This is a genomic window from Streptomyces sp. NPDC104096 (assembly GCF_055584385.1).
Genome location: NZ_JBVJMD010000004.1, coordinates 204,686 through 226,097 on the forward strand (window position 1 = coordinate 204,686; position 21,412 = coordinate 226,097).

Genomic DNA, 21,412 nt, shown 5'->3' on the forward strand with positions numbered 1-21,412 from the left:
ACGGGTCCCGCGGAAGGTCCCGCCCAGGGTCCGGCAGTCGCCATCGTCGGCATGGCGGTGCTGCTGCCCGGCGCCCGGGACCTCGAGGCGTACTGGCGCAACCTGCGGGACGGGGTAGACGCGATCGGCGAGGTGCCGCGGGACCGGTGGGACGCCGGGTACTACCGTCCCGGCACCGCCTCCGCACCGGCCGTCGCCGACCAGGTGTACTGCCGCAGGGGCGGGTTCGTGGACGCGTCGGCCGAGGTGGAGGTGACCCGGTTCGGGATCATGCCGAACTCGGTGGCCGGCACCGAGCCCGACCAGCTCATCGCGCTGCACGTGGCCGCCGCCGCCCTCGCGGACGCGGGCGGCGCGGACCGGCTGCCCGACCGGCGGCGGGTCGGCGTCGTCCTCGGCCGGGGCGGCTACCTCACCCCCGGACTGGTCCGGCTCGACCAACGGGTGCGCACGGCAGGCCAGTTGGTGCGCACTCTGGGCGAACTGCTGCCCGACCTGACGGACGCTCAGCTGGAGCGTGTGCGCACGGCCTTCACCGACCGGCTCGGGCCCGACAGCCCGGAGTCGGCGATCGGTCTGGTGCCCAACCTGGCCGCCTCCCGGGTGGCCAACCGGCTCGACCTGCGCGGCCCCGCCTACACCGTGGACGCCGCCTGCGCCTCCTCGCTGGTCGCGGTCGACCAGGCGGTGGGCGAACTCGCCTCGGGCCGCTGCGACCTGATGCTCGCCGGAGGGGTCCACCACTGCCACGACATCACGCTGTGGAGCGTCTTCTCCCAACTGCGCGCCCTCTCCCCCAGCGAGCGCATCCGCCCGTTCCACCGGGACGCCGACGGCATCCTCGTCGGCGAGGGCACCGGTGTCGTCGTACTGAAGCGGCTGGCCGACGCCCGGCGCGACGGCGACCGGGTCTACGCGGTGATCCGGGGCACCGGGGTGGCGAGCGACGGCCGGACCGGGGGCCTGGTCAACCCCGATCCGGAAGGTCAGGCGAGCGCCGTGCGGCAGGCGTGGCGGGTCGCCGGACTCGACCCTGCCGCGCCCGGCTCGGTCGGGCTGCTGGAGGCGCACGGCACCGCGACCCCGGCCGGCGACCGAGCCGAACTGGCCACGCTCGCGGCGGTGTTCGGCCCGGCCGAGGGATCCGGGGCGGACCGCGCGGTGATCGGCTCGGTGAAGTCGATGATCGGGCACACCATGCCGGCCGCCGGGGTGGCCGGGCTGGTCAAGGCCGCCCTCGCGGTGCACCACGCGACGCTGCTGCCGACCCTGCACTGCGACGACCCGCATCCGGCGCTGGCCGCGACCCGCTTCCGTACGCTGGAGGAGGCCGTCCCCTGGGAGAGCCCGCCCGGCGGGCCGGTGCGACGGGCCGCCGTGAACGCCTTCGGCTTCGGCGGGATCAACGCGCACGTCGTGCTGGAGGAGGAACCGGCGCCCGCCGCGACGGCGCACGCGCCGAAGGCCGCGCACGCGGTGGTGCGGGTGGCCGAGCCCGAGCGGGTCCTGCTGCTCGCCGCCGACGGTCCCGAACGGCTCGCCGCCCTCCTGGACACCGACGACGACTCGGTACGCGCGGCCGGCCTCGACCCCACGCTGCCGCATCCGACCGCGGGCCCGGCCCGGCTCGGCGTCGTCGACCCGACCGCGAAGCGGCTGGCCGTGGCCCGCCGGGCGGTCGGCCGGGGCCGCCCCTGGCACGGCCGGGGCGACGTCTGGTTCCGGCCCGGTCCGCTGCTCGGCCCCGGCCACGGCAGACTCGCCTTCGTCTTCCCCGGCCTGGAGGGCGAGTTCACCCCGCGCGTCGACGACGTGGCCGCGCACTTCGGGCTGCCCGGCACGGTGTCCGGCGGCGATCGCGTCGGCGACGTGGGCCTGCACGGTCTCGGCGTGGTCGCCGTAGGACGCCTCCTGGACGCCGCGCTGCGTCGCACGGGCGTGGTCCCGGACGCGGTCGCCGGGCACAGCGTCGGCGAGTGGACGGCGATGACGGTGGCCGGGCTGTACTCCGGGGACGAGGTCGACGCCTTCATGGCGGACTTCGACCCGGACTCGGTGACGGTGCCGGGGCTGGCCTTCGGCGCCGTCGGCGCGCCCGCGGAGCGGGTGCTGGCCGCCCTGGAGCGGGAATGGGCGGGCGCCGGTCTGGTGCTCTCCCACGACAACGCGCCGGGCCAGTCGATGGTGTGCGGACCGGACGCGGCGGTCGAGGCGTTCGTACGGTCGTTCCGGGCGCGCGGGGTGCTCGGCCGGGTGCTGCCGTTCCGGTCCGGCTTCCACACGCCGATGCTGGCGCCGTACCTCGGGCCGATCAGACGGGCGGCGCGGCGCTTCCGGCTGCATCCGGCGACCGTCCCGGTGTGGTCGGGGACGACCGCGGCGCCGTTCCCCGAGCGGGAGTCGGAGGTAAGGGAGTTGTTCGTCCGGCATCTGCTGGAGCCCGTGCGCTTCCGGCAGTTGGTCGAGGCCCTGTACGCGGCGGGGCACCGGACGTTCGTCCAGGTGGGCCCCGGGCAGCTCGCGTCGCTCGTGGACGACACCCTGGGCGGCCGCGACCATCTGGCCGTGGCCGCCAACTCCCCGCACCGCACGGGCCTCGCCCAGTTGCGCCGGGTGGCGGCCGCGCTGTGGACGGCGGGGACGGCCGTGTCCCCCGCCCTGCCGCCCGGAACCCGTACGGGCACCGTCACCGCGACCGGGCCGGGATCCACCACCGCGACCGGGCCGGGATCCACCACCGAAACCGGGGCTGGATCCTCCGTCGCAACCGGGCCGGGATCCTCCGTCGGCCCGCTGCCGTCGCGGCCGCCCGTGCGGCTCGACCTCGGCGGGGCGCTGGTCTCGCTCGAAGGACCGGAACTGGCCGGCCTGCGCGCCGAGTTACGGGCGTCACCGGCGGCCCCCGCCTCCGCCACCCGGTCCGTGCTGGGCGCGCTCACCGATCGATTCCCCGTCGCCGCCGAGCTGGACGCCCTGCTGCGCGACACCGCGGACACGGCTGCCGCGCTGATCACCGCGCGGCCAGCTCCCCGCTCCCGACCGACCGGCCCACCCGCTCCCCCGGCCTCCGCCGCCGGGCCCGGCCCCGCCTCCGCCTCGGCCCCCGTGTCCGTCACCGGGACGTGGACCCCGGGCGGCGGCGGCCTGCCCAAGACGAGCACCGGCGTACGGACGTCGGTCGTCCGCGTCTCGCCGGAGACCATGCCGTACCTGCTCGACCACTGCTTCTTCCCCCAGCGGCCCGGCTGGCCGGACGTGGCCGACCGCTGGCCGGTGGTCCCGGCGACCACGATCGTGCAGCACCTGATGGACGCGGCCCGGCAGGCGGCGCCGGGCAGGGTGCCGGTCGCGGTGCACGGCGCCCGGTTCGAGGAGTGGCTCACGGCCACCCCCGCCGTCGACGTCCAGGTCACCGCGGAGCCGGTGGCACCGGACCGGCTCGCGCTGTCCTTCGGCCCCCGGGCCCGCGCCACCGTGGAGCTCGCCGACGGCTATCCGGCCCCGCCGCCCGCCCGCTGGCGGACCGACCCCGCGGGCGAGCGCGCGCCCGGCCACACGGCCGCCCAACTGTACGGCGAGCGCTGGATGTTCCACGGTCCGGCGTTCCAGGGGGTGACCGAGCTCTCCGCGCTCGGCGAGCGGCACATCCGCGGGGTCATCACCACCCCGGCCGCGCCCGGCGCCCTGCTGGACAACGTCGGCCAGCTCCTCGGCTACTGGATCATGGCGACCCGCGCCGAGCGGACGGTCGTGTTCCCGGTCGGGATGCGGGAGATGCGCTTCCACGGCCCGCATCCGGCCCCGGGGACGCGGGTGGCATGTCTGGTGCGGGTCACCTCGCTCACCGACACCGTGCTGGAGGCCGACGTACAGCTGTCGGTGGCCGGTGTGGTGTGGGCGGAGCTGCGCGGCTGGCAGGACCGCCGGTTCGACAACGACCCGCACACCCGGCCGGTGGAGCGCTTCCCGGAGCGCAACACCCTGTCCGAGATGCGTCCGGGCGGCTGGTCGCTGGTGCACGAGCGGTGGCCGGACCTGGCGTCACGCGACCTGATCATGCGCAACTCGCTCGGCGGGGCGGAGCGTTCGGAGTACGCCAGGCACGCGCCGCGCGGCCGTAGACAGTGGCTGCTGGGCCGGATCGCGGTCAAGGACGCCGTACGGCGGTGGCTGTGGGACCACGGCGAGGGCCCGGTGTTCCCGGCGGAGCTGCGGGTGCACAACGACGACGTGGGCCGTCCGTACGTCACCGGGGTGCACGGCCGCGAACTGCCCCCGCTGGACGTCTCGCTGGCCCATCGCGCGGAGGCGGCCGTGGCGATCGTACGGCCGCACACGCCCGCTCCCGGGCCGGGCATCGACATCGAGGAGGTCACCGCCCGCGACCCGCAGGCGGTGGCGAGCGTGCTCGGCGCGGACGAACTGCGGCTGCTGCACGGGCTGTGCGCGGCCACCGGGGACTCCGAGGCGCTGTGGTTCACCCGGTTCTGGGCCGCGAAGGAGGCGGTGGCCAAGGCGGAGGGCACCGGCTTCGGCGGCCGGCCGAGGGACTTCGTCGTGCTGGAGGCGTCCCCGGCCGGGGACGCGCTGGCCGTCTCGGGGCGCCTGGAACGCGCGTACGCGGTGCGGTGCGCGCCGGCCGTGAACCCGCCCGGACTGACCGAGCGGGCCTATGCCGTGGCCTGGACCACGGGACCGATCGGTCCGACCGGAATCCCCCACGAGGAGGAGTACGCCCGATGAACGCCACCCCCCGCCCCGCCGACGCGGACCCGGTGCCGCGACAGGAGACGGTCCTCGCCGAGATCGCCGGACTGCTCGCCCGGCTCGTCGAGGACGAGTACGGCCCGGACGACGTCGAGATCGGCATGACGACCACCTTCAACCGCGATCTGGAGCTGGAGAGCATCGACCTGGTGACCCTGTCGGGACTGCTGGAGGAGCGGTACGGCGGACGGGTCAACTTCGCCGAGTTCCTGGCCGGGATGGAGTTCGACGAGATCATCGAGCTCACCGTCGGGCGGCTCGTGGAGTACGTGGTGAGCAGCCTGAAGGCGGCGGAGGCGAGCTGACGCATGGCGATGGTCGACATCGGCGGACTCCGGTTGCACGTACAGCGCCTCGGCCCCCGGGACGGCCGTCCGGTCACCGGCACCGCGGTGCTCGTCCACGGTCTGCTCACCGACAGCCTGGCCAGCTACTACTTCACCGTGGCTCCCGCGTTCGCGGCGGCCGGCCTCGACGTCGTCATGTACGACCTGCGGGGCCACGGCCGCAGCGAACGGCCGCCCGACGGCTACGGCCTGGACCACGGCATCGACGACCTCCAGGCGCTGCTGGACCGGCTGGCGGTGACCGGGCCGGTGCACCTGGTCGGCAACTCCTACGGCGGCACGATCGCCTTCGGCTACGCGGCCCGCCATCCTGGGCGGGTGGCCAGCGTGTCCCTGATCGAGTCCGAACCGGCCACCGCCGCCTGGGCGTCGAAGCTCGGCGGCATCCTCGACCGGGTGACGACCGAGCTGGCGCACAACGAGCCCGACGCGCTCGCCTGGATCAGCGCCCACCGGGGCCACAACACGGCGCGGCTGGCCCGGGGCGCGGCGCGGCTCGCCCGGGACACCACCCTCGGCAAGGACATCCCGGCCAGCCGGGTCCTGACGGAGGAGCGGATCGGCGCGGTGCGCTGTCCGGTGCTCGGCGTGTACGGGGGTGAGTCCGACCTCGCCGAACTCGCGCCCTGGCTCCGCTCGTTGCTGCCGGACTGCCGGACCGTGGTGGTGCCGGGGCACGAGCACTCGGTACTGGTGGAGGCGGCGGGGACGGTGGGCGGCCACGTCCTGGCGCTGATCCAAGGGGCCTCGGCGGCCCAGTGGCCGGGGGTCGGTGCGTCGTGAGCGGATTCCTGTTCGTGGTACCGCCGTTGGTCGGGCACATCAACCCGGCCGTCGGGGTCGCCGACCGACTGCTCGCGCGCGGTCACCGGGTGGCGTGGGCCTGCCCCGACCCCGCCCTGGTGGGACGCCTCGCGGGCGACCGGGCCCGGGTGTTCCCGTGCGCCGGGCCGGTACCGGGGGCGGGCGAGGCGCGACGGCCGCCCGACCTGCGGGGTCCCGAGGCGCTGAGGTTCCTGTGGGAGTGGTACCTGCTGCCGCTGGCCGAGGCGATGGCGCCGGGCGTACGGGCGGCCATCGAGGCGTTCGGCCCGGACGTGGTCGTCGCCGACCAGCAGGCCTTCGCGGGTGCGCTGGTCGCCGAGCGGGAAGGGCTGCCGTGGGCCACCTCGGCGACCACCTCGGCCGAGTTCGCCGACCCGCTGGCGGGGCTGCCGAAGGTCGGCCAGTGGCTCGGGGAGCGGCTCGCCGGGCTGCGCGCGCGGGTCGGGGACCCGGCGGGCGACACCGACCCGCGGTTCTCGCCGTATCTGGTGCTGGCGTTCAGCACGGCGGAGTTCGCCGGTCCGCGGGCGGCCGCGCGGGGCGGCCCGGTCCACTGGGTCGGCCCGTCCGTCACGGCCCGGCCGGAACCGTCCGCCTTCCCCTGGGAGTGGCTCGACCCCGGCCGGGCCGCGGTGCTGGTGACCCTGGGCACCGCGAACACGGACGCCGGCGGCCGCTTCCTCGCCGTCTGCCGGGAGGCCCTGCGCGCACGGGCCGACCGGGTGCAGGCGGTCGTCGTCGACCCGGCGGGCACCCTGGGCGCGGACCACGCCCCGCCCCCGGACGGCACCCCGACCTCGTACGGCATCCCGACCCCGTACGGCACCACCCGGGCCGCGGACGGCACCCCGACCCCGTACGGCCCCGACAAGGATCTGCTGGTCCTGCCCTCCGTGCCCCAACTCGCCCTTCTGGAACGGATGGACGCCGTGGTCTGCCACGCCGGTCACAACACCGTGTGCGAGGCGCTGTGGCACGGGGTCCCGCTCGTGGTGGCGCCCATCCGCGACGACCAGCCGGTGGTGGCCGGGCAGGTGGTGGACGCGGGAGCGGGCGTCCGGGTCAGGTTCGGGCGGGTGACCGCAGCGCGGCTGGGCGCCGCGCTCGACTCCGTGCTGCACGAACCCGGGCACCGTGCCGCCGCCGAGCGGATCGGTACGGCCTTCCGCGCCGCCGGGGGCGCGCCCGCGGCGGCGGACCGTCTCGAACAACTCGCCAGGGAGAGCCGATGAGTGAGCACACCGAGCAACCGGCCGCGCAGCAGGCCGGGCAGCCGGACGGAGCGGCCGCCGAGGAGCCGGACCGGACCGAGCGGGTGGCCGCGCTGCGCCCCGGCTACCTGGCCGAGCTGGCCGAGGGCCCGGAGCGTTTCTTCGAGCCGCCGCGCACCACCTGCCCCTGGTGCGGCGCCGGCCGGCTCACCACCCGCCTGCGCACCACCGACCTGCTCCAGCACAAGCCGGGCCGGTTCGTCCTCGACCGGTGCGAGGCCTGCGGGCACGTCTTCCAGAACCCCCGGCTGAGCGAGGCGGGGCTGGAGTTCTACTACCGCGACTTCTACGACGGCCTCGGCGAGAAGAAGCTCGGCGACACCTTCGGCGGCCGCACCGGGATGTACCGGGACCGCGCCGAGTCGATGCTGCCGTACGACCCCGCCCCGAAGACCTGGCTCGACGTCGGCACCGGGCACGGCCACTTCTGCGCGACCGCCCGCGAGGTGCTGCCCGGCACGGAGTTCGACGGGCTGGACTTCACCGACGGCGTCGAACTCGCCGCCGCCGAGGGCCGCGTGGCGCACGGCTACCGCGGCGCCTTCCCTGACGTGGCACCGCAACTCGACGGCCGGTACGACGTGGTGAGCATGTTCCACTATCTGGAGCACAGCACCGACCCCGAGCGGGAACTGCGGGCCGCGTGGCGGGCGGTGCGGCCCGGCGGCCATCTGCTGATCGAGGTCCCGGACCCCGAGAGCCGTTACGCCCGGCTCCTGGGCCGTTGGTGGCTGCCCTGGCTCCAGCCGCAGCACCTGCACTTCGTGCCGGTCGCCAATCTGCGCCGTCGGCTGACGGACCTGGGGTTCACGGTGGTGGCGGAGCAGCACGCCGAGCCGCACGACCCGGTGGACCTGCTCGCCGCCGTATGGCTGGCGCTGGACCACGCCGCCCCGCGCGAGGACGCGCCCTGGCTGCCGCGGCCGCCGGACGCGCTGCGCCGGGCCGGACGGGTGGCGCTGCTCGTCGCGGGGATCCCGGCGCTCGTCCTGGGCACGCTGCTGGACCGGTTCGCGGTCCGCCCGCTGTCGCACCGGCTGGGTCTGTCCAACGCCTACCGTCTGGTGGCCCGCCGGGACTGACCCGGGCGGCGGCGCGCGGCCCCCGTACCGCCCGTCCCCACCCCCGAAAAGCGGGACGGGCGGTACGGGGGCCGGACCCGGACGGCCCCCGCCGCCGACCCGCTCAGCCGAGCTTCGGCGTCATGTCCAGTTCGGCGTAGACCTTGTCGTGGGTGTCGCGCACGACGACGCGTGAGACGTCGAAGCTGTTCCAGTCGCCGACCGCCGACAGGTCGATGGTGGCGTACCAGACGCCCCAGCCCGGCTTGCCCGGGAGCTCCAGGAGCTTGCCGTGCGCGACCCCGGCGGTGGTGTGCACCGTGACGCGGGAGGCGGTGCCCTTGCCGCCGTAGTACAGACCGGAGAAGAGGTAGTGGGTGCCGGCCCCTTCCGACTGCATCGACACACCCGGCCGACTACGGTCGATGTTCCCGTCGACCACGCTGCGGAACTGCGGGTCGGGGTCGTCGGCCGTCGTCCAGTGCTTGCCCTCCTCGGTCAGCCAGAACTCGGCGGTGCCGGGCACGACGACGTGCTCTCCCGGGGCGACGATCCGGGGCGTGGCGGCGGCCTTCCACGCCACCGGCTCCGCCGATACGGACGCCGTACGGTCCGGCGAGACGGCGTGCGCCACCGTGGGGCCGCCGATCAGGGCGGCGGCGACCACGGCGGCGGCCACGTGCTTCTGGATCCCGGTCATGGAATGAACAACTCCTTGCGGTATGACCGACGTTCGGACGGGTGGAGGGCGCCTCTCCACTCGTCCAGACCACCGATGTCCGCCGATCGGTTGCCCGTGCCCCGGCCTGAACCCCGCGTCCGGCTCCGGCTATTCGGCGGTCGCCGGCAGGGCGACACCCAACTGCCCGGCACGCTCGGTGAGGTCGCGCCAGACCTTCGGCGCGACCGGCACACCTCGCGCGGCCCGGTCCGCCGCCACCGCGGCGCTGCGCTCGCCGGGGTAGTACACGCCGTCCGCGCCGTCGGCCGTCGGCAGGCCCTTGAGGGTGCTCAGGGTGTCGTCGACCGCTGCCGTGAAGCCGTCCGTGCCGCCGAAGGCCGCCGGGTCGAGCGCGATGAGCAGCGCGTTCTGGCGGTGCCTGCGGCCGGCCGGGTCGTCCGAGTGGAAGGCGGCGAAGATCGGCGCGCCGACCAGCACGCTGGTGAGCAGTTCGAAGGCGAGGGACATGCCCGAGCCCTTCGCGCCGCCCAGCGGCAGCGGCATGACGGCCTGCTCGGGGTCGGTGGTGGGGGTGCCGTCGGCGGTGGCGGCGGCGCCCTCGGGCAGCGGGGTGCCGTTCGCCTTCGCCTGGCGGATCCTTCCGAGCGCGATGGTCGCGGTGGCCATGTCGAGGAGCAGCGGGGCGTGGTCCTCGGCGGGTACGGCGACGGCGAGCGGGCTGGTGGCCACGGCGGCGCCCTTGACGCCGGTGTAGCCCATGTTCGGCATGCCGGCGACGAAGCCGATCCCGACCAGGCCCTGCTCGGCGATCTTCGAGACGTAGTAGCCGATCGCCCCGGTGTGCACGGTGCCGCGGACGCCGACGGCGGCCACACCGTTGGTCCTGGCCCGGTCGGCCGCCTCCGCCGCGGCCGCGGTGAGGGCCACCGGGCCGGGGGCGCGGTCGGCGTCCAGGACGGCGGCGGCCGGGGTGGAGGCCTCGATCCTGATCCGCGCGTCGGCGTTGGCCACGCCCTTGGCCAGCAGGTCGAGGTAGGCGGGGACGCGGGCGATGCCGTGGGACTCGACTCCGCGCAGCGCCGCCCAGACCGCCACGTCGGCGGTGGTACGGGCGTGTTCGGGGCCGAGGCCGCCCTTTTCGAGGAGGGCGGCGAAAAAGGCGCGCAGGTCGTCGGCGGGGACGCGCACCTTCGCCGCCTTGGTGGTCGGGGTGTCGGACATGGTGGCGGGTGCCTCCTGGTTCAGCGGGTGACGAGGACGTCGACGACGGCGGTGGTTCCGTCCGCCACCGCCTTGAGCGCGCGCTCCAGGGCGGGCGTCAGCGCGTCGGGGGTGTCGACGGTCTCGGTGTGCATCCCGAACGGCTCGGCGAACCGCGCGAGCCGGGGCAGCCGGTGCAGATCGGTGCCCAGCCATTCGCCGGTCTCGGCGGCCGCGCCCTCGGGGTAGAAGCGGCGGTGGTTGAGATTCATCGACTTGTAGACACGGTTGTTGAAGATCACGATCAGCACCGGCAGGTCGTAGGCGCGGGCGGCGTCGTACGACGGGATCACCGGGTTGTAGGTGAACGCGCCGTCGCCGACGGTGAGCACCACCGGCCTCTCCCGCACGGCGAGTTTGACGCCGAGGGCGACCGCGATGCCCTGGCCGAGTCCACCCTGGACGTAGAAGTACGAGTCCGGGTCCTCGGTCCGCAGATGGCGTCTGACGACGCGGCTGTGGGTGATGGTCTCGTCGACGACGACCGCGTCCTCGGCGTCGAGCAGTCGGCGCAGGGTGGCGGCGACGAACACCGGGTCGACGCCCCGGTCCTGCTCGGCCCGGGCCTCGGCGGCGGCGATCGCGGCCTGCTCGTCGGCGTGCCGGCGTTCCTGCTCGGCGCGCCGCGCGGTGACGGCGGCCACGTCGAGGTCCTTGGCCCGCTTGGCCAGTTGGCGCAGGGTGTTGGCTACGTCGCCCTCGAGGTAGCGGTCGGCGAACAGCACCTGGTAGGCGACGTGCGGACGTTGCGGGACCTCGTCGATGACGACGACCTGCGCCGTGGCGGGGCGCCGGGACGGCGGGTAGAAGGGGGCCCGGCAGTTGACCAGGAGGATCAGGTCCGCCGTGTCCATCCAGGGGCCGATGTCGCTGCCCGCGTGCAGCGGATGGGTGCGCGGGAAGTTGGCGCAGACCGCCGAGTCGGGTTCGACGACCGGGATGTCCCAGGCCTCGGCAAAGGCCACCAGGGCCTCGAAGCCGCCCGCCTCGCGGCCGGCCGTCTCGGTGACGATCACCGGGTTGGCCGCCTCGCGGATCATCCGGGCGACCGCGTCGGCCTCGTCGGGCGAGCTGTGCGTGGAGCCCGGCGCGACGACGGGCTTGGCCTCGCGGCCGTCCCACTCCTGGAGGAGGATCTCCAGCGGGATGTTGAGGTAGGCCGGGCCCGCGGGTGCGCGCCAGGCGAGCTCCGCCGCCCTGCTGATCATGGTGGGCAGGGTGTGGACGCTGGCGGCCTCGTTGGACCACTTGGTGAACGGCCGGGCGACGCCGTGCGGGCCGCCGACGATCGACAGGTTGCGGTACCACTGGCCGCCCGGGTCGTGGCCGGGGGCGTCGCCGTAGGTGGTGGACTCGGAGGAGGCGACCACCATCGGCACGCCGGCCAGCAGCGCGCCGTGCACGGCCGTCGAGCCCTGGAGCAGGCCGGGGGCCGCGTGCAGCAGCACCCCCTGCGGGCGGCGGGTGACCAGCCCGTAGCCGGTGGCCATGCCGACCGCGACGGTCTCGTGCGTCAGGTCGAGGTACTCCGGCGCGGGTTCCGCGTCACGGTGGCGGCGGGCCAGGGCCTCCCACACCGGGGCCCACTCGGACCCCGATGAGCAGAAGAGGTAGTCGGCGCCGACGGCGTTGAAGGCGGAGACGACGGCGTCACCGCCGTCGACGCCCGGCATGTCGTTGCTGTCCGTCATCTCTGGTGTGTCCTCAGCCCTCGATCGGCCAGTTCAGGACCTCGGAGATACCGCGGCCCATGATCCATTCAAGCTCCTCGGGCGTGAAGTCCCAGTGCTTGGTGAACTGCTCGATCGTGTCGGTGTAGGTGATGCCGTGACCGAGCAGGCGGGTGATGTCGGTGCCGTAGAAGCAGCGCTGCGGGCCCATCTTGTCGACCATCTCGCGCACGTACTTCTGGATGTTGTGGTTCGGGAACGGCTGGGTGGAGTAGCCGGGCAGCGCCGAGACCTTGACGTAGATGTTGGGGTGGGCGGCGAGGTCGGCGGTCTCCTGGACCCAGTAGCCGATCGCGTCGTCGACACAGCGGGCCATGATGCCCATGTGGTCGATGATGATCTTCAGCTCGGGGTGCCGGGCGGCGATCTCGCCGAGCTCGCGCTTCCAGATCGGGGCGTGGACCATGGTGGGGATGCCGAGCTCCGCGGCGACCGGCCAGTACCAGTCGTTGGTGCCGTCGATCATCCAGTTGCGGTCCTGCGGCCGGTGGAAGGTCAGGCGCGTGCCCTTGACGTGCGGGTTCTGCGCGAAGTCCGCCAGCAGGGCCTTGCCCTCCTCGGGCTTGTCCTGCGGGATGCGGGCCATGATGCCGAACCGGTCGGGGTGCGCCTCGCAGGCCTCCAGGGCGTAGTCGATGCGGTCGCCCTCCCAGGACGGCGGCAGGATCAGTGCCCGGTTGACGCCGGCCTCGTCCATCAGCTCCAGGGCCTCCTCGTAGGAGAAGGGGTCCTCGCGGTGGCCGTTCAGGCGGATCCGCTCGCGGGCGCCGGGGACCCAGGGGCGGTCCGGGGTCTCTTCCTTCCAGATGTGGATCTGGGTGTCGACAACGAACATGCCGCTACTTCTTTCTCTTCGCGGAGCGGGGGGTGGGGCGTTGCTGAGGGAACGCTAGGCGGGCCGTGAGGCCTTGCGGAGCCCCTGGGAGCGCAAGCTGTTGTTGCGCGAAATCACGCTGTACGCAGGGCATTCGTTGAATGCGTGGGCGTACGCGAAGGCGCCGGGCATCGCCCGGCGCCGGGTCGTACGTCACCCCTTGCCGTGCCGGGCGTCACCCGGCACGGCGTGGGGCGTCAGGCGTCGCCGAGGGCCGCGTCGGCGATGTGCTCGGCGATGGCCATGGAGGCCGTGGCGGCCGGCGAGGGGGCGTTGCGCACGGCGGTGATCCGGCCCACCCGGTGGATGCGGAAGTCGTCCACGAGGGTGCCGTCGCGGTCCAGGGCCTGGGCGCGGACGCCCGCGCCGCCGCGGACCACGTCCCGGACGCCGACGCCGGGGACGTAGTGCCCCGCGTCCCTCATGAAGGCCGCCGCGGAGAACGATCCGCGGTACTCCTTGATGCCGGTACGCCAGTGCCGGGCCGCCATCCGCCAGGTGCCGGGGTAGGCGGCGAGGCCGAGCAGGTCCCGGGGGGAGATCCGGGTGCGCCGGTAGCCCTCCCGGGCCAGCGCCAGGACGGCGTTGGGCCCCACCTCCACCGTGCCGTCCACCCGAGGGGTGAAGTGCACCCCGAGGAAGGGGTAACGCGGGTCGGGCACCGGGTAGACGAGGCCCCGCACCAGATTCGTGCGGTCCGGTCTGAGCAGCATGTACTCGCCCCGGAAGGGGACGATCCGCGGCTCCTGCCGGTCGTGCGCGAGCCCGGCGACCGTGTCGGACTGGAGTCCCGCGCACAGGATCAGCCGGTCGACGCGCACCCGCTCCGCCGCGGAGGTCACGTCGATGCCGCCCGGTGCCTCGGTGATGCCGGTGACCCGGAAACCGAGCCGCACCTCGCCGCCGCAGTCGGTGACGTCCCGCGCGAACTCCCGGGCGATCGCCGGGTAGTCGGTGATGGCGGTGCGTGGGGAGTGCAGGGCGGCGATGCCTCCCGCGTGCGGCTCCAACTCCTTGATCTCGTCCCGGGAGATCCTCCGCAGGTCCGGCACGTGGTTGTTCCTGGCCCGCTCGTAGAGGCTGTCCATACGGCCGAGTTCGTCCTCGCGGACCGCCACCACCAGTTTGCCGATCTCCCGGTACGGCAGCGCTCGGTCCTGACAGTACTCGCGCAGCAGGGACACCCCGCGCACGCACAGGGCGGCCTTGAGGCTGCCCGGCGTGTAGTAGAGGCCGGCGTGCACCACGCCGGAGTTGTGGCCGGTCTGGTGGAGCGAGACCTCCTGCTCCTTCTCGAACACCACGACGCGGGTGCCGGGGCGGCGCAGGGCGATCTCGCGGGCCGTGGCCAGGCCCACGATGCCGGCCCCGACGACGCCGATCGTCTCGTCGGCCATGGGCGTCCTCCTCTCTTCTCCGCTTGCTCGCTTGCTCTCCGACGTCTTGCCGTCTTGCCGTCTTGCTCTGTCGCTCTGTTGCTCTGTCGCTTTGTTGCTTCGTTGCTCTGTTGCGGCGTGTCCGGCGGGTGTTCAGGCGCCGAAGTGGACGGCGACCGTCTTGACCCGGGTGGAGAAGCGCAGGACTTCCTCCCCCTGCTCCTTGTAGGCCGTGCCGGAGTCGTGGAAACCGCCGAAGGGCAGGTGCACGTCCCAGCCGGTGGTCGTGGTGTTGACCGCGATCTGGCCGCACTCGGCCTCGTCGGCGAAACGGTACGCGGCGCCGAGGTCGCGGGTGAAGACGGCGGCGGCGAGCCCGAACCCGGAGTCGTTGACCGCCTCGACGGCCTGCTCGAAGCCGTCCACGACGCGCACCGCGAGCACCGGTCCGAAGACCTCCTCGCGCCAGATCGCCGTCTCGGGGGTGACGTCGGCGAGCACGGTCGGCCGGACGTAGCAGCCGTGCGCACGCTCTCCCTCGGTGTCCGCGCCGCCGCCGGTGAGGACGACGGCTCCCTGCCCGACGGCCCGGTCCAGGTCCGCGAGGACGCTGTCGCGCTGGCGGGGGCTGGACAGCGGGCACAGGGTGGTGGCCGGGTCCGTGCCCGGTCCGACCGTGAGCGTCTCGACCTCGGCGACCAGGAGACGGGTGAACTCCTCGTACACCGGCCGCTCCACGATCACCCGGCTGGTGGCGGTGCAGCGCTGGCCGGCCTGGCCGAAGGAGGCGGCGACGACCGCCTTCGCGGCGGCCGGCAGGTCGGCGTCGGCCAGCACGACGGAGGCGTTCTTGCCGCCGAGTTCGCCCTGGAAGCGGACGTTGCGGTCGGCGAGGCGGCGACGGATGCGGTCGCCGACGGCGTTGGAGCCGGTGAAGGTGACCCCGGCGATCCGCGGGTCGTCGAGGAGCGCGTCCTCGATCAGCGCGGTACGGCCCGTGACGACGTTGAGGACCCCGGCCGGCAGGCCCGCGTCGTGCAGGGCGCGGGCGAAGTGCAGTCCGGACAGCGGGGTTTCGCCGGCCGGCTTGAAGACGGCCGCGTTGCCGGCCGCGAGCAGCGGGGCGAGCTTGCGGGCCGGGGTAATCAGCGGGTCGTTCCACGGGCTGATCACCAGGATCACGCCGATGGGCTCGCGCTGGGTGTGGGTGCGGGTGTCCGGGCGGGCGTCGTGCAGCAGGGTGCCGTAGCCCTGCCGGGCCAGTCCCGCGTAGTAGTCGAGGAAGTCGGCGGCCTTCCCGGCCTCGCCCCGGGCCTCGGCCAGGGTCTTGCCGTTCTCGGCGGTGACGTCGGCGGCGATCTCCGCCAGCCGCTCGCGGATCAGCCGTGCCGCCCCGGTGAGGATCCGGGCCCGCTCGAAGGGGCTGGTGCGCCGCCAGTCGGCGAAGCCGCGCTCGGCGTGGTCGTAGGCCCGGGTGACGTCCTCGGGGCCGAGGGCCGGGACACGGGCGAAGGGGGTGCGGACGTCGGCGGGGTCGTGGACGTCGATCCATGCGCCGGTCGCCACCCACTCTCCGCCCGAGAGCGCTTCCACAGTACGCAACGAGATCACTTCCTTGGTCGGCCGCGGTGCGGGCGGTGCGGGCTGGACACGTGGTCCGGACCGGGCGGTCCGGCCGGGCGGCCGTGGGGGCCGGATGCGACAACACACCATGTCGGGGCGGGTGCACCAGCTCCGCGACGGCAGGCAATGCTTGCGCCGCGCGCGGGTCGGCGCCGGCGGGATCCGTGCTGGAATCGGCGGGCCGGACGGCCCGTGCGGGGCCGCCGGGAGCCGATGACCGTCCGAGTACGACCCGAATACCACCCGAGTACCACCCGAGGAGAGACAGCCATGGCCTACGCAGTCGTCGCCCACTACCGCTGCGCGCCCGCCGACGAGGCCACGGTGCGCGCCGCGCTGCTGAAGGCGCGGGAGTCCACCCGTGCCGAACCGGCGAACCTGCTGTACGAGGTGCACTCCGTGGCCGGCGAGCCCGGCGGCTTCCTGCTCTACGAGCGGTACGCCGACGAGGCGGGCTTCGAGGCGCACAAGGCGGCCGGGCACTTCAAGAAGCTGATCGTGGAGACCGTGTGGCCGCTGCTGAGCGACCGCACGGTCACCTTCGCCGAGGTCCTCTGAGACCGGCGGGGAAGCCGGAGGGAGGGAGCCCCGCCGGGCCCCCTCCCTCCGGCCGCGTACCGCCCCGGATCAGAACTCGTTGCCCCACACGTAGCGGGCGAGGGTCTCCACCAGGACGAGCTTGCGGCGCTGGTCCTCCGCGCCGAGCAGCGGCCGCGCCGCCACGTCGGCGAAGCCGCGGGACGGGCAGACGGCCGCGTCCTCCAGGTCCTTGAACTCCCCCACGGCGTCGATCCGTTCCATCATGGAGTCGATGTCCTCCAGGTCCGGCACGGTCGCGTCCACCACGCCGAGGCAGATGTCCCGGTCCTCGGGCAGCGCCCTGAGCAGGTCCAGTTCGGCCTCGGTGCCCCGGTCGAGCGGCAGCACCCAGCGGTCCACCGGGACCTCGGAGTACAGCCGTTCGGCGCGGGCCCGGTCCACCGTGGCAGGCGCCGCCCAGCCCGGTGCGAGGGCGATGCGTACGCCCTCCGGGCGCCGGTCCAGACGTACCGCGGCGGCCTCCACGGCGAGCGCGTCCTCGAAGGACAGGGCGCCGGGGCTGTCCGGGTCGGTGGCCAACTCGCCGAGCAGCAGCGGGTTGTCGAGCTGGATGACGCGTACGCCCTGGGCGACCAGCAGCTGGATCTCCGCGTGGACGATCTCCGCGAGGGCCTCGCCGAGCTCGCGGGCCGAGGCCACGCCGAGGCCCGGCTCGAACGTGGTGGCGGCCAGATAGGCCGGTGACGGCAGGGTCGCCTTCGCCGCGATCACCGTCAGTTCGGTGAGCCGGGCGGCCCACTCCCCGAGCAGCGGCCCGTTGGCCTTGGGCAGGGCCTCGGCGACCCAGCGGACCAGACCGTCGGCGTCCTGCTCACCGGTCCGGCGGAAGCCGGAGACCCCGTCGAGGACGGCGCCGCGGAAGTCCTCGCGGGGGAAGTGGCCGTCGGTGACGACGGTGGAGCGCAGCCTGCGCTGGAACACCACCGCCTCCTGGACCGCCTTGAGTTCGGCCGCCGCCAGGGCGTCCGCGTCACCCGCGCCGCGGGCCGCGGTGAGCTCCGCGGGGCGCACCAGGCTGCCGTGGTGGTCGATGCGGTAGTTGTACGTGTCCGCCATGGGTCAGTCCTTTCCGGGCCCGGCCGGCTCGCCCGCGACGCCCCAGGCGGCGAACTCCAGCTCGTAGCCGAGGGATGCGAGGACGTCGTCGGCGAGCTGCTGGTCCTCGTCCGCGGTGCCGCCGGCGATGCCGAGGCCGCCGATGATCTCGCCGTCCTTCTTGATGGTGACGCTGCCCTCGGCGGCCATGATCGGCAGTGCCGCGCCGGGCAGTTGGGAGAGCTGGGAGAAGAAGACCGGCTGGCTCTCCTGCCACTTCTTCAGCATCGTGCCGGGGCGCTGCATCACGGCCGCGGTGTACGCCTTGGCGCGGGCGATGTCCGGGGTCAGGGGGCGGGCCCCGTCGGGCCGGCGGATCGCCACGACGAAGCCGCCGGCGTCGACCACGGCCACGCTGACCGCCTTGCCGAGGGCCCGGGCGCGGTGGTGGACGGCGGCGATGATCTCCTCGGCCGCTTCGAGGGTCACGTTGCTCATACGGTGTCCTTCGGGACGGTCAGGGTGCGGCGCAGCCGGGCGATCGCCGCGTTGTAGGCCCGGGGCGTCTCCCAGTACATGGAGTGCGGGGCGCCGGGGACGATCTCCAGGTGCGAGCCGGGCAGCAGTTCGTGCGCGCGGGTGACAGTCTTGACGCCGAGGACGGCGTCCCGCTCGCCGGCCAGGAAGGCGACCCGCACTCCGGAGTCGCGGATGTCGTCCAGGGACGGTCCGTCGGTGTCGAGGTTGCGCAGGTCCTGCATCCGGGCGACGTTGAAGGTGCCCATCTGCTGGAAGAGGAAGGTGAGGTCGGCGCGCTCCCGCTGGAACCGCTGGGTGAGCAGGCGGTCGATGACGGGCAGCTTGACCGCCTCGGCGCGGTCGGCGGCGGCCAGTTCCCTCAGCTCGGGGTGGCTGATGCCGCCCAGGGAGTGGCCGAGGACGACGGAGGCGACGCGTTCGGGGCGCAGCAGGGCGGCCCGCAGGGCGGCGACGGAGCCGATGGACTGGCCGACCAGCATGGCGTCGGTCAGGTCCTCGGCGTCGAGGACGGCGACCACGTCGCCGGGGAAGTCCTGGCCGTCGAACTCGGGCATGGAGGAGTCGGACCTGCCGAAACCGCGCAGGTCCACGGTGACGACCGTGAACTCCTCGCGCAGCGCGGCGACCTGCTGCCACCAGGCGGCGTGGTGGCCGCCGCTGCCGTGCACGAACAGGATGGCCGGACCGCTGCCGTGGCGCTCGTAGTAGATGGAGGTGCCGTCGGAGTCGGCGAGGGGCATGGGGAGGAACTCCTAGCAGATGACGGTCAGTTGGGGCGCTTGGCGTGGTAGACCAGTTCGATCATGGTGTGGTCGGGGTCGTGGATGTAGCAGAACTTCGACTGGTTCTCGGGGCGTTGGATCGGGCGGGTGTGCCGGATGCCGAGCTCCTCGAGGTGGGCGAGGAAGTCGTCCCAGTCGTCGACCTCGACGGCGAAGTGGTAGGGCGCCATGCGCTCCATCTCCTCGACCGGGGTGAAGTGCAGGTCGAAGTTGCCGCGCGTCATCAGCACCACGCGGGTGTTGGACTTGGGCATGATGCGCTTCATCCCGAAGACCTTCGTGTACCAGGCGGCGGTCCGGTCGGGGTCGGTGGTGGGGAAGTTGACGTGGTGGATGTAACGGGGTTCTGCGCTCATGGCCGTTTCCCTTGCTCCTCTTCGAGTTGTACGGGGTTGGACAGCGTGCCGATGCCGCTGATCTCGACCTCCACGGTGTCGCCGGGCGCGAGCCCGCAGGTGGACTCGGCGCCCATCCACAGCACGTCCCCGGGCAGCATGGTGTTGTGCCTGGTGATCTCGACGATGTAGTCGAAGGGGTCGAAGACCATGTCGCCGGTGGGGAACGCGGCGCGTACCTCGCCGTTCACCCGGAGCGTCGTCGTCTGGGCGAGGGCGTCGACGTCCGTCTCGATCCAGGGCCCCATGGGTTTGAAGGTGTCGCTGTTCTTGCTGCGCCAGAACGTGCGGTCCTGGTGCTGCCAGGTGCGGGCGCTGACGTCGTTGCCGATGGTCCAGCCGAAGACGGCCGCGCGGGCTTCGTCGTACGTGGCGTGGCGCAGGGTGCGGCCGATGACGGCGACGAGTTCCGGCTCGGCCTCGAAGCGGCCCTCCACCTCGGCGGGTCTGACGATCGGCGTGCGGTGGCCGGTGAGCGCGTTGTTGGCCCGGTAGCCGACCTCGGGCCGCTCGGGCACGACGGCGGCGGCGTTGCCCAGCCGGGCTGCGTGTGCGATGTGCCGGGGGTAGTTCATGCCGACCGCGTAGAACACGGGCGGCACGACGGGCGGCAGCCAGACGGCGTCGGCGCGGGGCAGGACCCCGAGGACCTCGGGGTCGGTCTCGATCGGGGAGCCGGACAGCAGCTCGACGTCCTCCTCCCCCACCCGGGCCCACATCGCGCGGCCGCCGGCCGAGACACGGGCGTACCTCATGGCACCAGCAGGTGGGAGACGCGCTTGGTGACGAGGTACGCGTCCAGCGCCTCGGGGCCGCCCTCGCGGCCGTAGCCGCTCTCCTTGACGCCGCCGGAGGGGGCCTCGGAGACGGATCCGCCGCAGTGGTTGACGGAGAGGATCCCGGCCTCGAGGCCGGCCACCAGCCGCTCGGCGGTGGCCGCGGACTCGGTGAAGGCGTAGGCGGCCAGTCCGTAGGGCAGGGCGTTCGCGATCGCGAGCGCCTCGTCGAGGTCGGTGAACGGGACGATCGGCGCGAGCGGCCCGAACGGCTCCTCGTGCATCAGTTCCGCGTCGGCCGGTACGCCGGTCAGGACGGTCGGCGCGAAGAAGTAGCCGGGGCGGTCGAGGCGTTCGCCGCCGGTGCGGATCTCGGCGCCGCGCGCGACGGCGTCCGCGGTCAGGCGCTCCATGGCCTTCAGCCGGCGCTCGTTGGCCAGCGGGCCCATCGTGGTGCCCTCGGCGAGCCCGTCCCCGACGACGACGGCCTCGGCGGCCCGTACGAACTCGGCGGTGAAGGCCTCGGCGGCGCTCTCGTGGACCAGGAAGCGGCTGGGCGAGGTGCACACCTGGCCGGCGTTGGCGAACTTCGCCTGCGCGGCCCGGCGGGCTGCCTTCACCGGGTCGGCGTCCGCGCAGACGATCACCGGGGCGTGGCCGCCGAGCTCCATCAGTGAGGGCTTCATGACCCGGCCCGCGTGGGCGGCGAGCAGCTTGCCGACGGGGACCGAACCGGTGAAGGCGACCAGGCGGACGGCCGGGGCGTCGATCAGGTGGGCGGACACCTCGGCCGGCTCGCCGAAGACGAGGTTGAGGACCCCGGCGGGCAGGCCCGCGTCGGCGAAGCAGGCGACCAGGGCGGCGGCGGTGGCGGGGGTCTCCTCGGAGGCCTTGATGACGATCGAGCAGCCCGCGGAGAGCGCGGAGGAGATCTTCCGCATCGGGCCGCCGGCCGGGAAGTTCCACGGTACGAACGCGGCGACGGGGCCGACCGGTTCGCGCCGCACGGTCAGCAGGGTGCCGGGCTCGGAGGGGATGACGCGGCCGTAGGCGCGGCGGGCGTCGTCGGCGTGCCAGCGCAGGGTGTCGGCGACCCGGCGGGCCTCGCCGGTGGCCTCGGCCAGCGGCTTGCCCTGCTCCAGGGTCATCACCCGGCCGACCTCGGCGGCGCGCTCGGTCAGCAGGTCGGCGGCGGCGTGCAGGATCGCGGTGCGCCGGGCTATGGGCGTCTCGCGCCAGGTCCGGAAGCCGGCCGTCGCGGCGTCGAGCGCGCGGTCCAGGTCTGCGGGGGTGGCCAGCGGTACTTCCCCGATCACCTGCTCGGTGGCGGGGTCGACGATCGGGGCGGTACGTCCGGTGCCGCCCTGGCACCACTCGCCCGCGATGTACATGCGGACGGCGGGGTAGCCGTGGTCGGTGGTCATGGGTGGGTGCCCTCTCAGGAGCGAGCTGGGGCCCGGCCCGCGGG

18 protein-coding genes are annotated in these 21,412 nt (G+C 74.0%); 6 read left to right on the forward strand and 12 right to left on the reverse strand.

What is annotated here, in order from left to right; genetic code table 11:
* The first annotated feature begins 51 nt into the window (after positions 1–51).
* From ACZ60B_RS07030 to ACZ60B_RS07050, 5 genes are all read left to right on the forward strand, one after another.
* On the forward strand, positions 52–4,743 hold the full coding sequence (locus tag ACZ60B_RS07030; RefSeq protein ID WP_469384881.1) for a type I polyketide synthase: 4,692 nt from the start codon (positions 52–54) through the stop codon (positions 4,741–4,743).
* On the forward strand, positions 4,740–5,072 hold the full coding sequence (locus tag ACZ60B_RS07035) for an acyl carrier protein (protein WP_469384883.1): 333 nt from the start codon (positions 4,740–4,742) through the stop codon (positions 5,070–5,072). The genes ACZ60B_RS07030 and ACZ60B_RS07035 overlap by 4 nt, the downstream gene beginning before the upstream one ends.
* A gap of 3 nt (positions 5,073–5,075) precedes the next feature.
* A complete protein-coding gene (locus ACZ60B_RS07040) occupies positions 5,076–5,897 on the forward strand; it encodes an alpha/beta fold hydrolase (RefSeq protein WP_469384885.1) in 822 nt (273 codons plus the stop codon).
* The gene (locus ACZ60B_RS07045) at positions 5,894–7,171 is read left to right on the forward strand and encodes a glycosyltransferase (protein WP_469384887.1); all 1,278 of its coding nucleotides are present in this window, start codon (positions 5,894–5,896) and stop codon (positions 7,169–7,171) included. Before ACZ60B_RS07040 ends, ACZ60B_RS07045 begins: the two co-directional genes overlap by 4 nt.
* An 83-nt stretch (positions 7,172–7,254) precedes the next feature.
* Positions 7,255–8,292 carry a class I SAM-dependent methyltransferase gene (locus tag ACZ60B_RS07050; RefSeq protein ID WP_469385079.1) on the forward strand — a complete coding sequence of 346 codons (1,038 nt, stop codon included), beginning with the start codon at positions 7,255–7,257 and terminating at the stop codon, positions 8,290–8,292.
* Between the two features lie 103 nt (positions 8,293–8,395).
* Here the strand turns inward: ACZ60B_RS07050 and ACZ60B_RS07055 are convergent, their stop codons facing one another.
* From ACZ60B_RS07055 to ACZ60B_RS07080, 6 genes are all read right to left on the reverse strand, one after another.
* Entirely contained in the window at positions 8,396–8,971 is a 576-nt protein-coding gene (locus tag ACZ60B_RS07055) for a hypothetical protein (RefSeq protein WP_469384888.1), read from the reverse strand.
* A gap of 129 nt (positions 8,972–9,100) precedes the next feature.
* Positions 9,101–10,174: an Ldh family oxidoreductase gene (locus ACZ60B_RS07060; protein ID WP_469384890.1), complete on the reverse strand. Its 1,074-nt coding sequence runs from the start codon at positions 10,172–10,174 to the stop codon at positions 9,101–9,103.
* A gap of 20 nt (positions 10,175–10,194) precedes the next feature.
* The gene (locus ACZ60B_RS07065) at positions 10,195–11,904 is read right to left on the reverse strand and encodes a thiamine pyrophosphate-dependent enzyme (RefSeq protein WP_469384892.1); all 1,710 of its coding nucleotides are present in this window, start codon (positions 11,902–11,904) and stop codon (positions 10,195–10,197) included.
* A gap of 13 nt (positions 11,905–11,917) precedes the next feature.
* On the reverse strand, positions 11,918–12,778 hold the full coding sequence (locus tag ACZ60B_RS07070) for an amidohydrolase family protein (RefSeq protein WP_469384893.1): 861 nt from the start codon (positions 12,776–12,778) through the stop codon (positions 11,918–11,920).
* 236 nt (positions 12,779–13,014) lie between these two features.
* On the reverse strand, positions 13,015–14,214 hold the full coding sequence (lhgO, locus tag ACZ60B_RS07075; RefSeq protein ID WP_469384895.1) for an L-2-hydroxyglutarate oxidase: 1,200 nt from the start codon (positions 14,212–14,214) through the stop codon (positions 13,015–13,017).
* Between the two features lie 132 nt (positions 14,215–14,346).
* On the reverse strand, positions 14,347–15,804 hold the full coding sequence (locus tag ACZ60B_RS07080) for an aldehyde dehydrogenase family protein (protein WP_469384897.1): 1,458 nt from the start codon (positions 15,802–15,804) through the stop codon (positions 14,347–14,349).
* 282 nt (positions 15,805–16,086) lie between these two features.
* Here ACZ60B_RS07080 and ACZ60B_RS07085 point away from each other — a divergent pair, with 282 nt between their 5' ends.
* A complete protein-coding gene (locus ACZ60B_RS07085) occupies positions 16,087–16,374 on the forward strand; it encodes a putative quinol monooxygenase (protein WP_469384898.1) in 288 nt (95 codons plus the stop codon).
* Positions 16,375–16,443: 69 nt separating this feature from the next.
* Here ACZ60B_RS07085 and ACZ60B_RS07090 read toward each other — a convergent pair whose 3' ends face one another.
* The 6 genes from ACZ60B_RS07090 to ACZ60B_RS07115 are packed head-to-tail and all read right to left on the reverse strand — an operon-like array spanning position 16,444 to position 21,368.
* Positions 16,444–17,472 (reverse strand): uroporphyrinogen decarboxylase/cobalamine-independent methonine synthase family protein, encoded by a 1,029-nt coding sequence (locus tag ACZ60B_RS07090; protein ID WP_469384900.1) that lies wholly within the window; start codon positions 17,470–17,472, stop codon positions 16,444–16,446.
* 3 nt (positions 17,473–17,475) lie between these two features.
* The gene (locus tag ACZ60B_RS07095; RefSeq protein ID WP_469384902.1) at positions 17,476–17,949 is read right to left on the reverse strand and encodes a GlcG/HbpS family heme-binding protein; all 474 of its coding nucleotides are present in this window, start codon (positions 17,947–17,949) and stop codon (positions 17,476–17,478) included.
* Entirely contained in the window at positions 17,946–18,731 is a 786-nt protein-coding gene (locus tag ACZ60B_RS07100) for an alpha/beta fold hydrolase (RefSeq protein ID WP_469384903.1), read from the reverse strand. Before ACZ60B_RS07100 ends, ACZ60B_RS07095 begins: the two co-directional genes overlap by 4 nt.
* 26 nt (positions 18,732–18,757) lie before the next feature.
* A complete protein-coding gene (locus ACZ60B_RS07105; protein ID WP_469384905.1) occupies positions 18,758–19,129 on the reverse strand; it encodes a VOC family protein in 372 nt (123 codons plus the stop codon).
* The gene (locus ACZ60B_RS07110; RefSeq protein ID WP_469384907.1) at positions 19,126–19,923 is read right to left on the reverse strand and encodes a fumarylacetoacetate hydrolase family protein; all 798 of its coding nucleotides are present in this window, start codon (positions 19,921–19,923) and stop codon (positions 19,126–19,128) included. Before ACZ60B_RS07110 ends, ACZ60B_RS07105 begins: the two co-directional genes overlap by 4 nt.
* Complete coding sequence (locus tag ACZ60B_RS07115) at positions 19,920–21,368, reverse strand: NAD-dependent succinate-semialdehyde dehydrogenase (RefSeq protein WP_469384909.1); 1,449 nt, start codon at positions 21,366–21,368, stop codon at positions 19,920–19,922. The genes ACZ60B_RS07110 and ACZ60B_RS07115 overlap by 4 nt, the downstream gene beginning before the upstream one ends.
* Positions 21,369–21,412 lie beyond the last annotated feature (44 nt).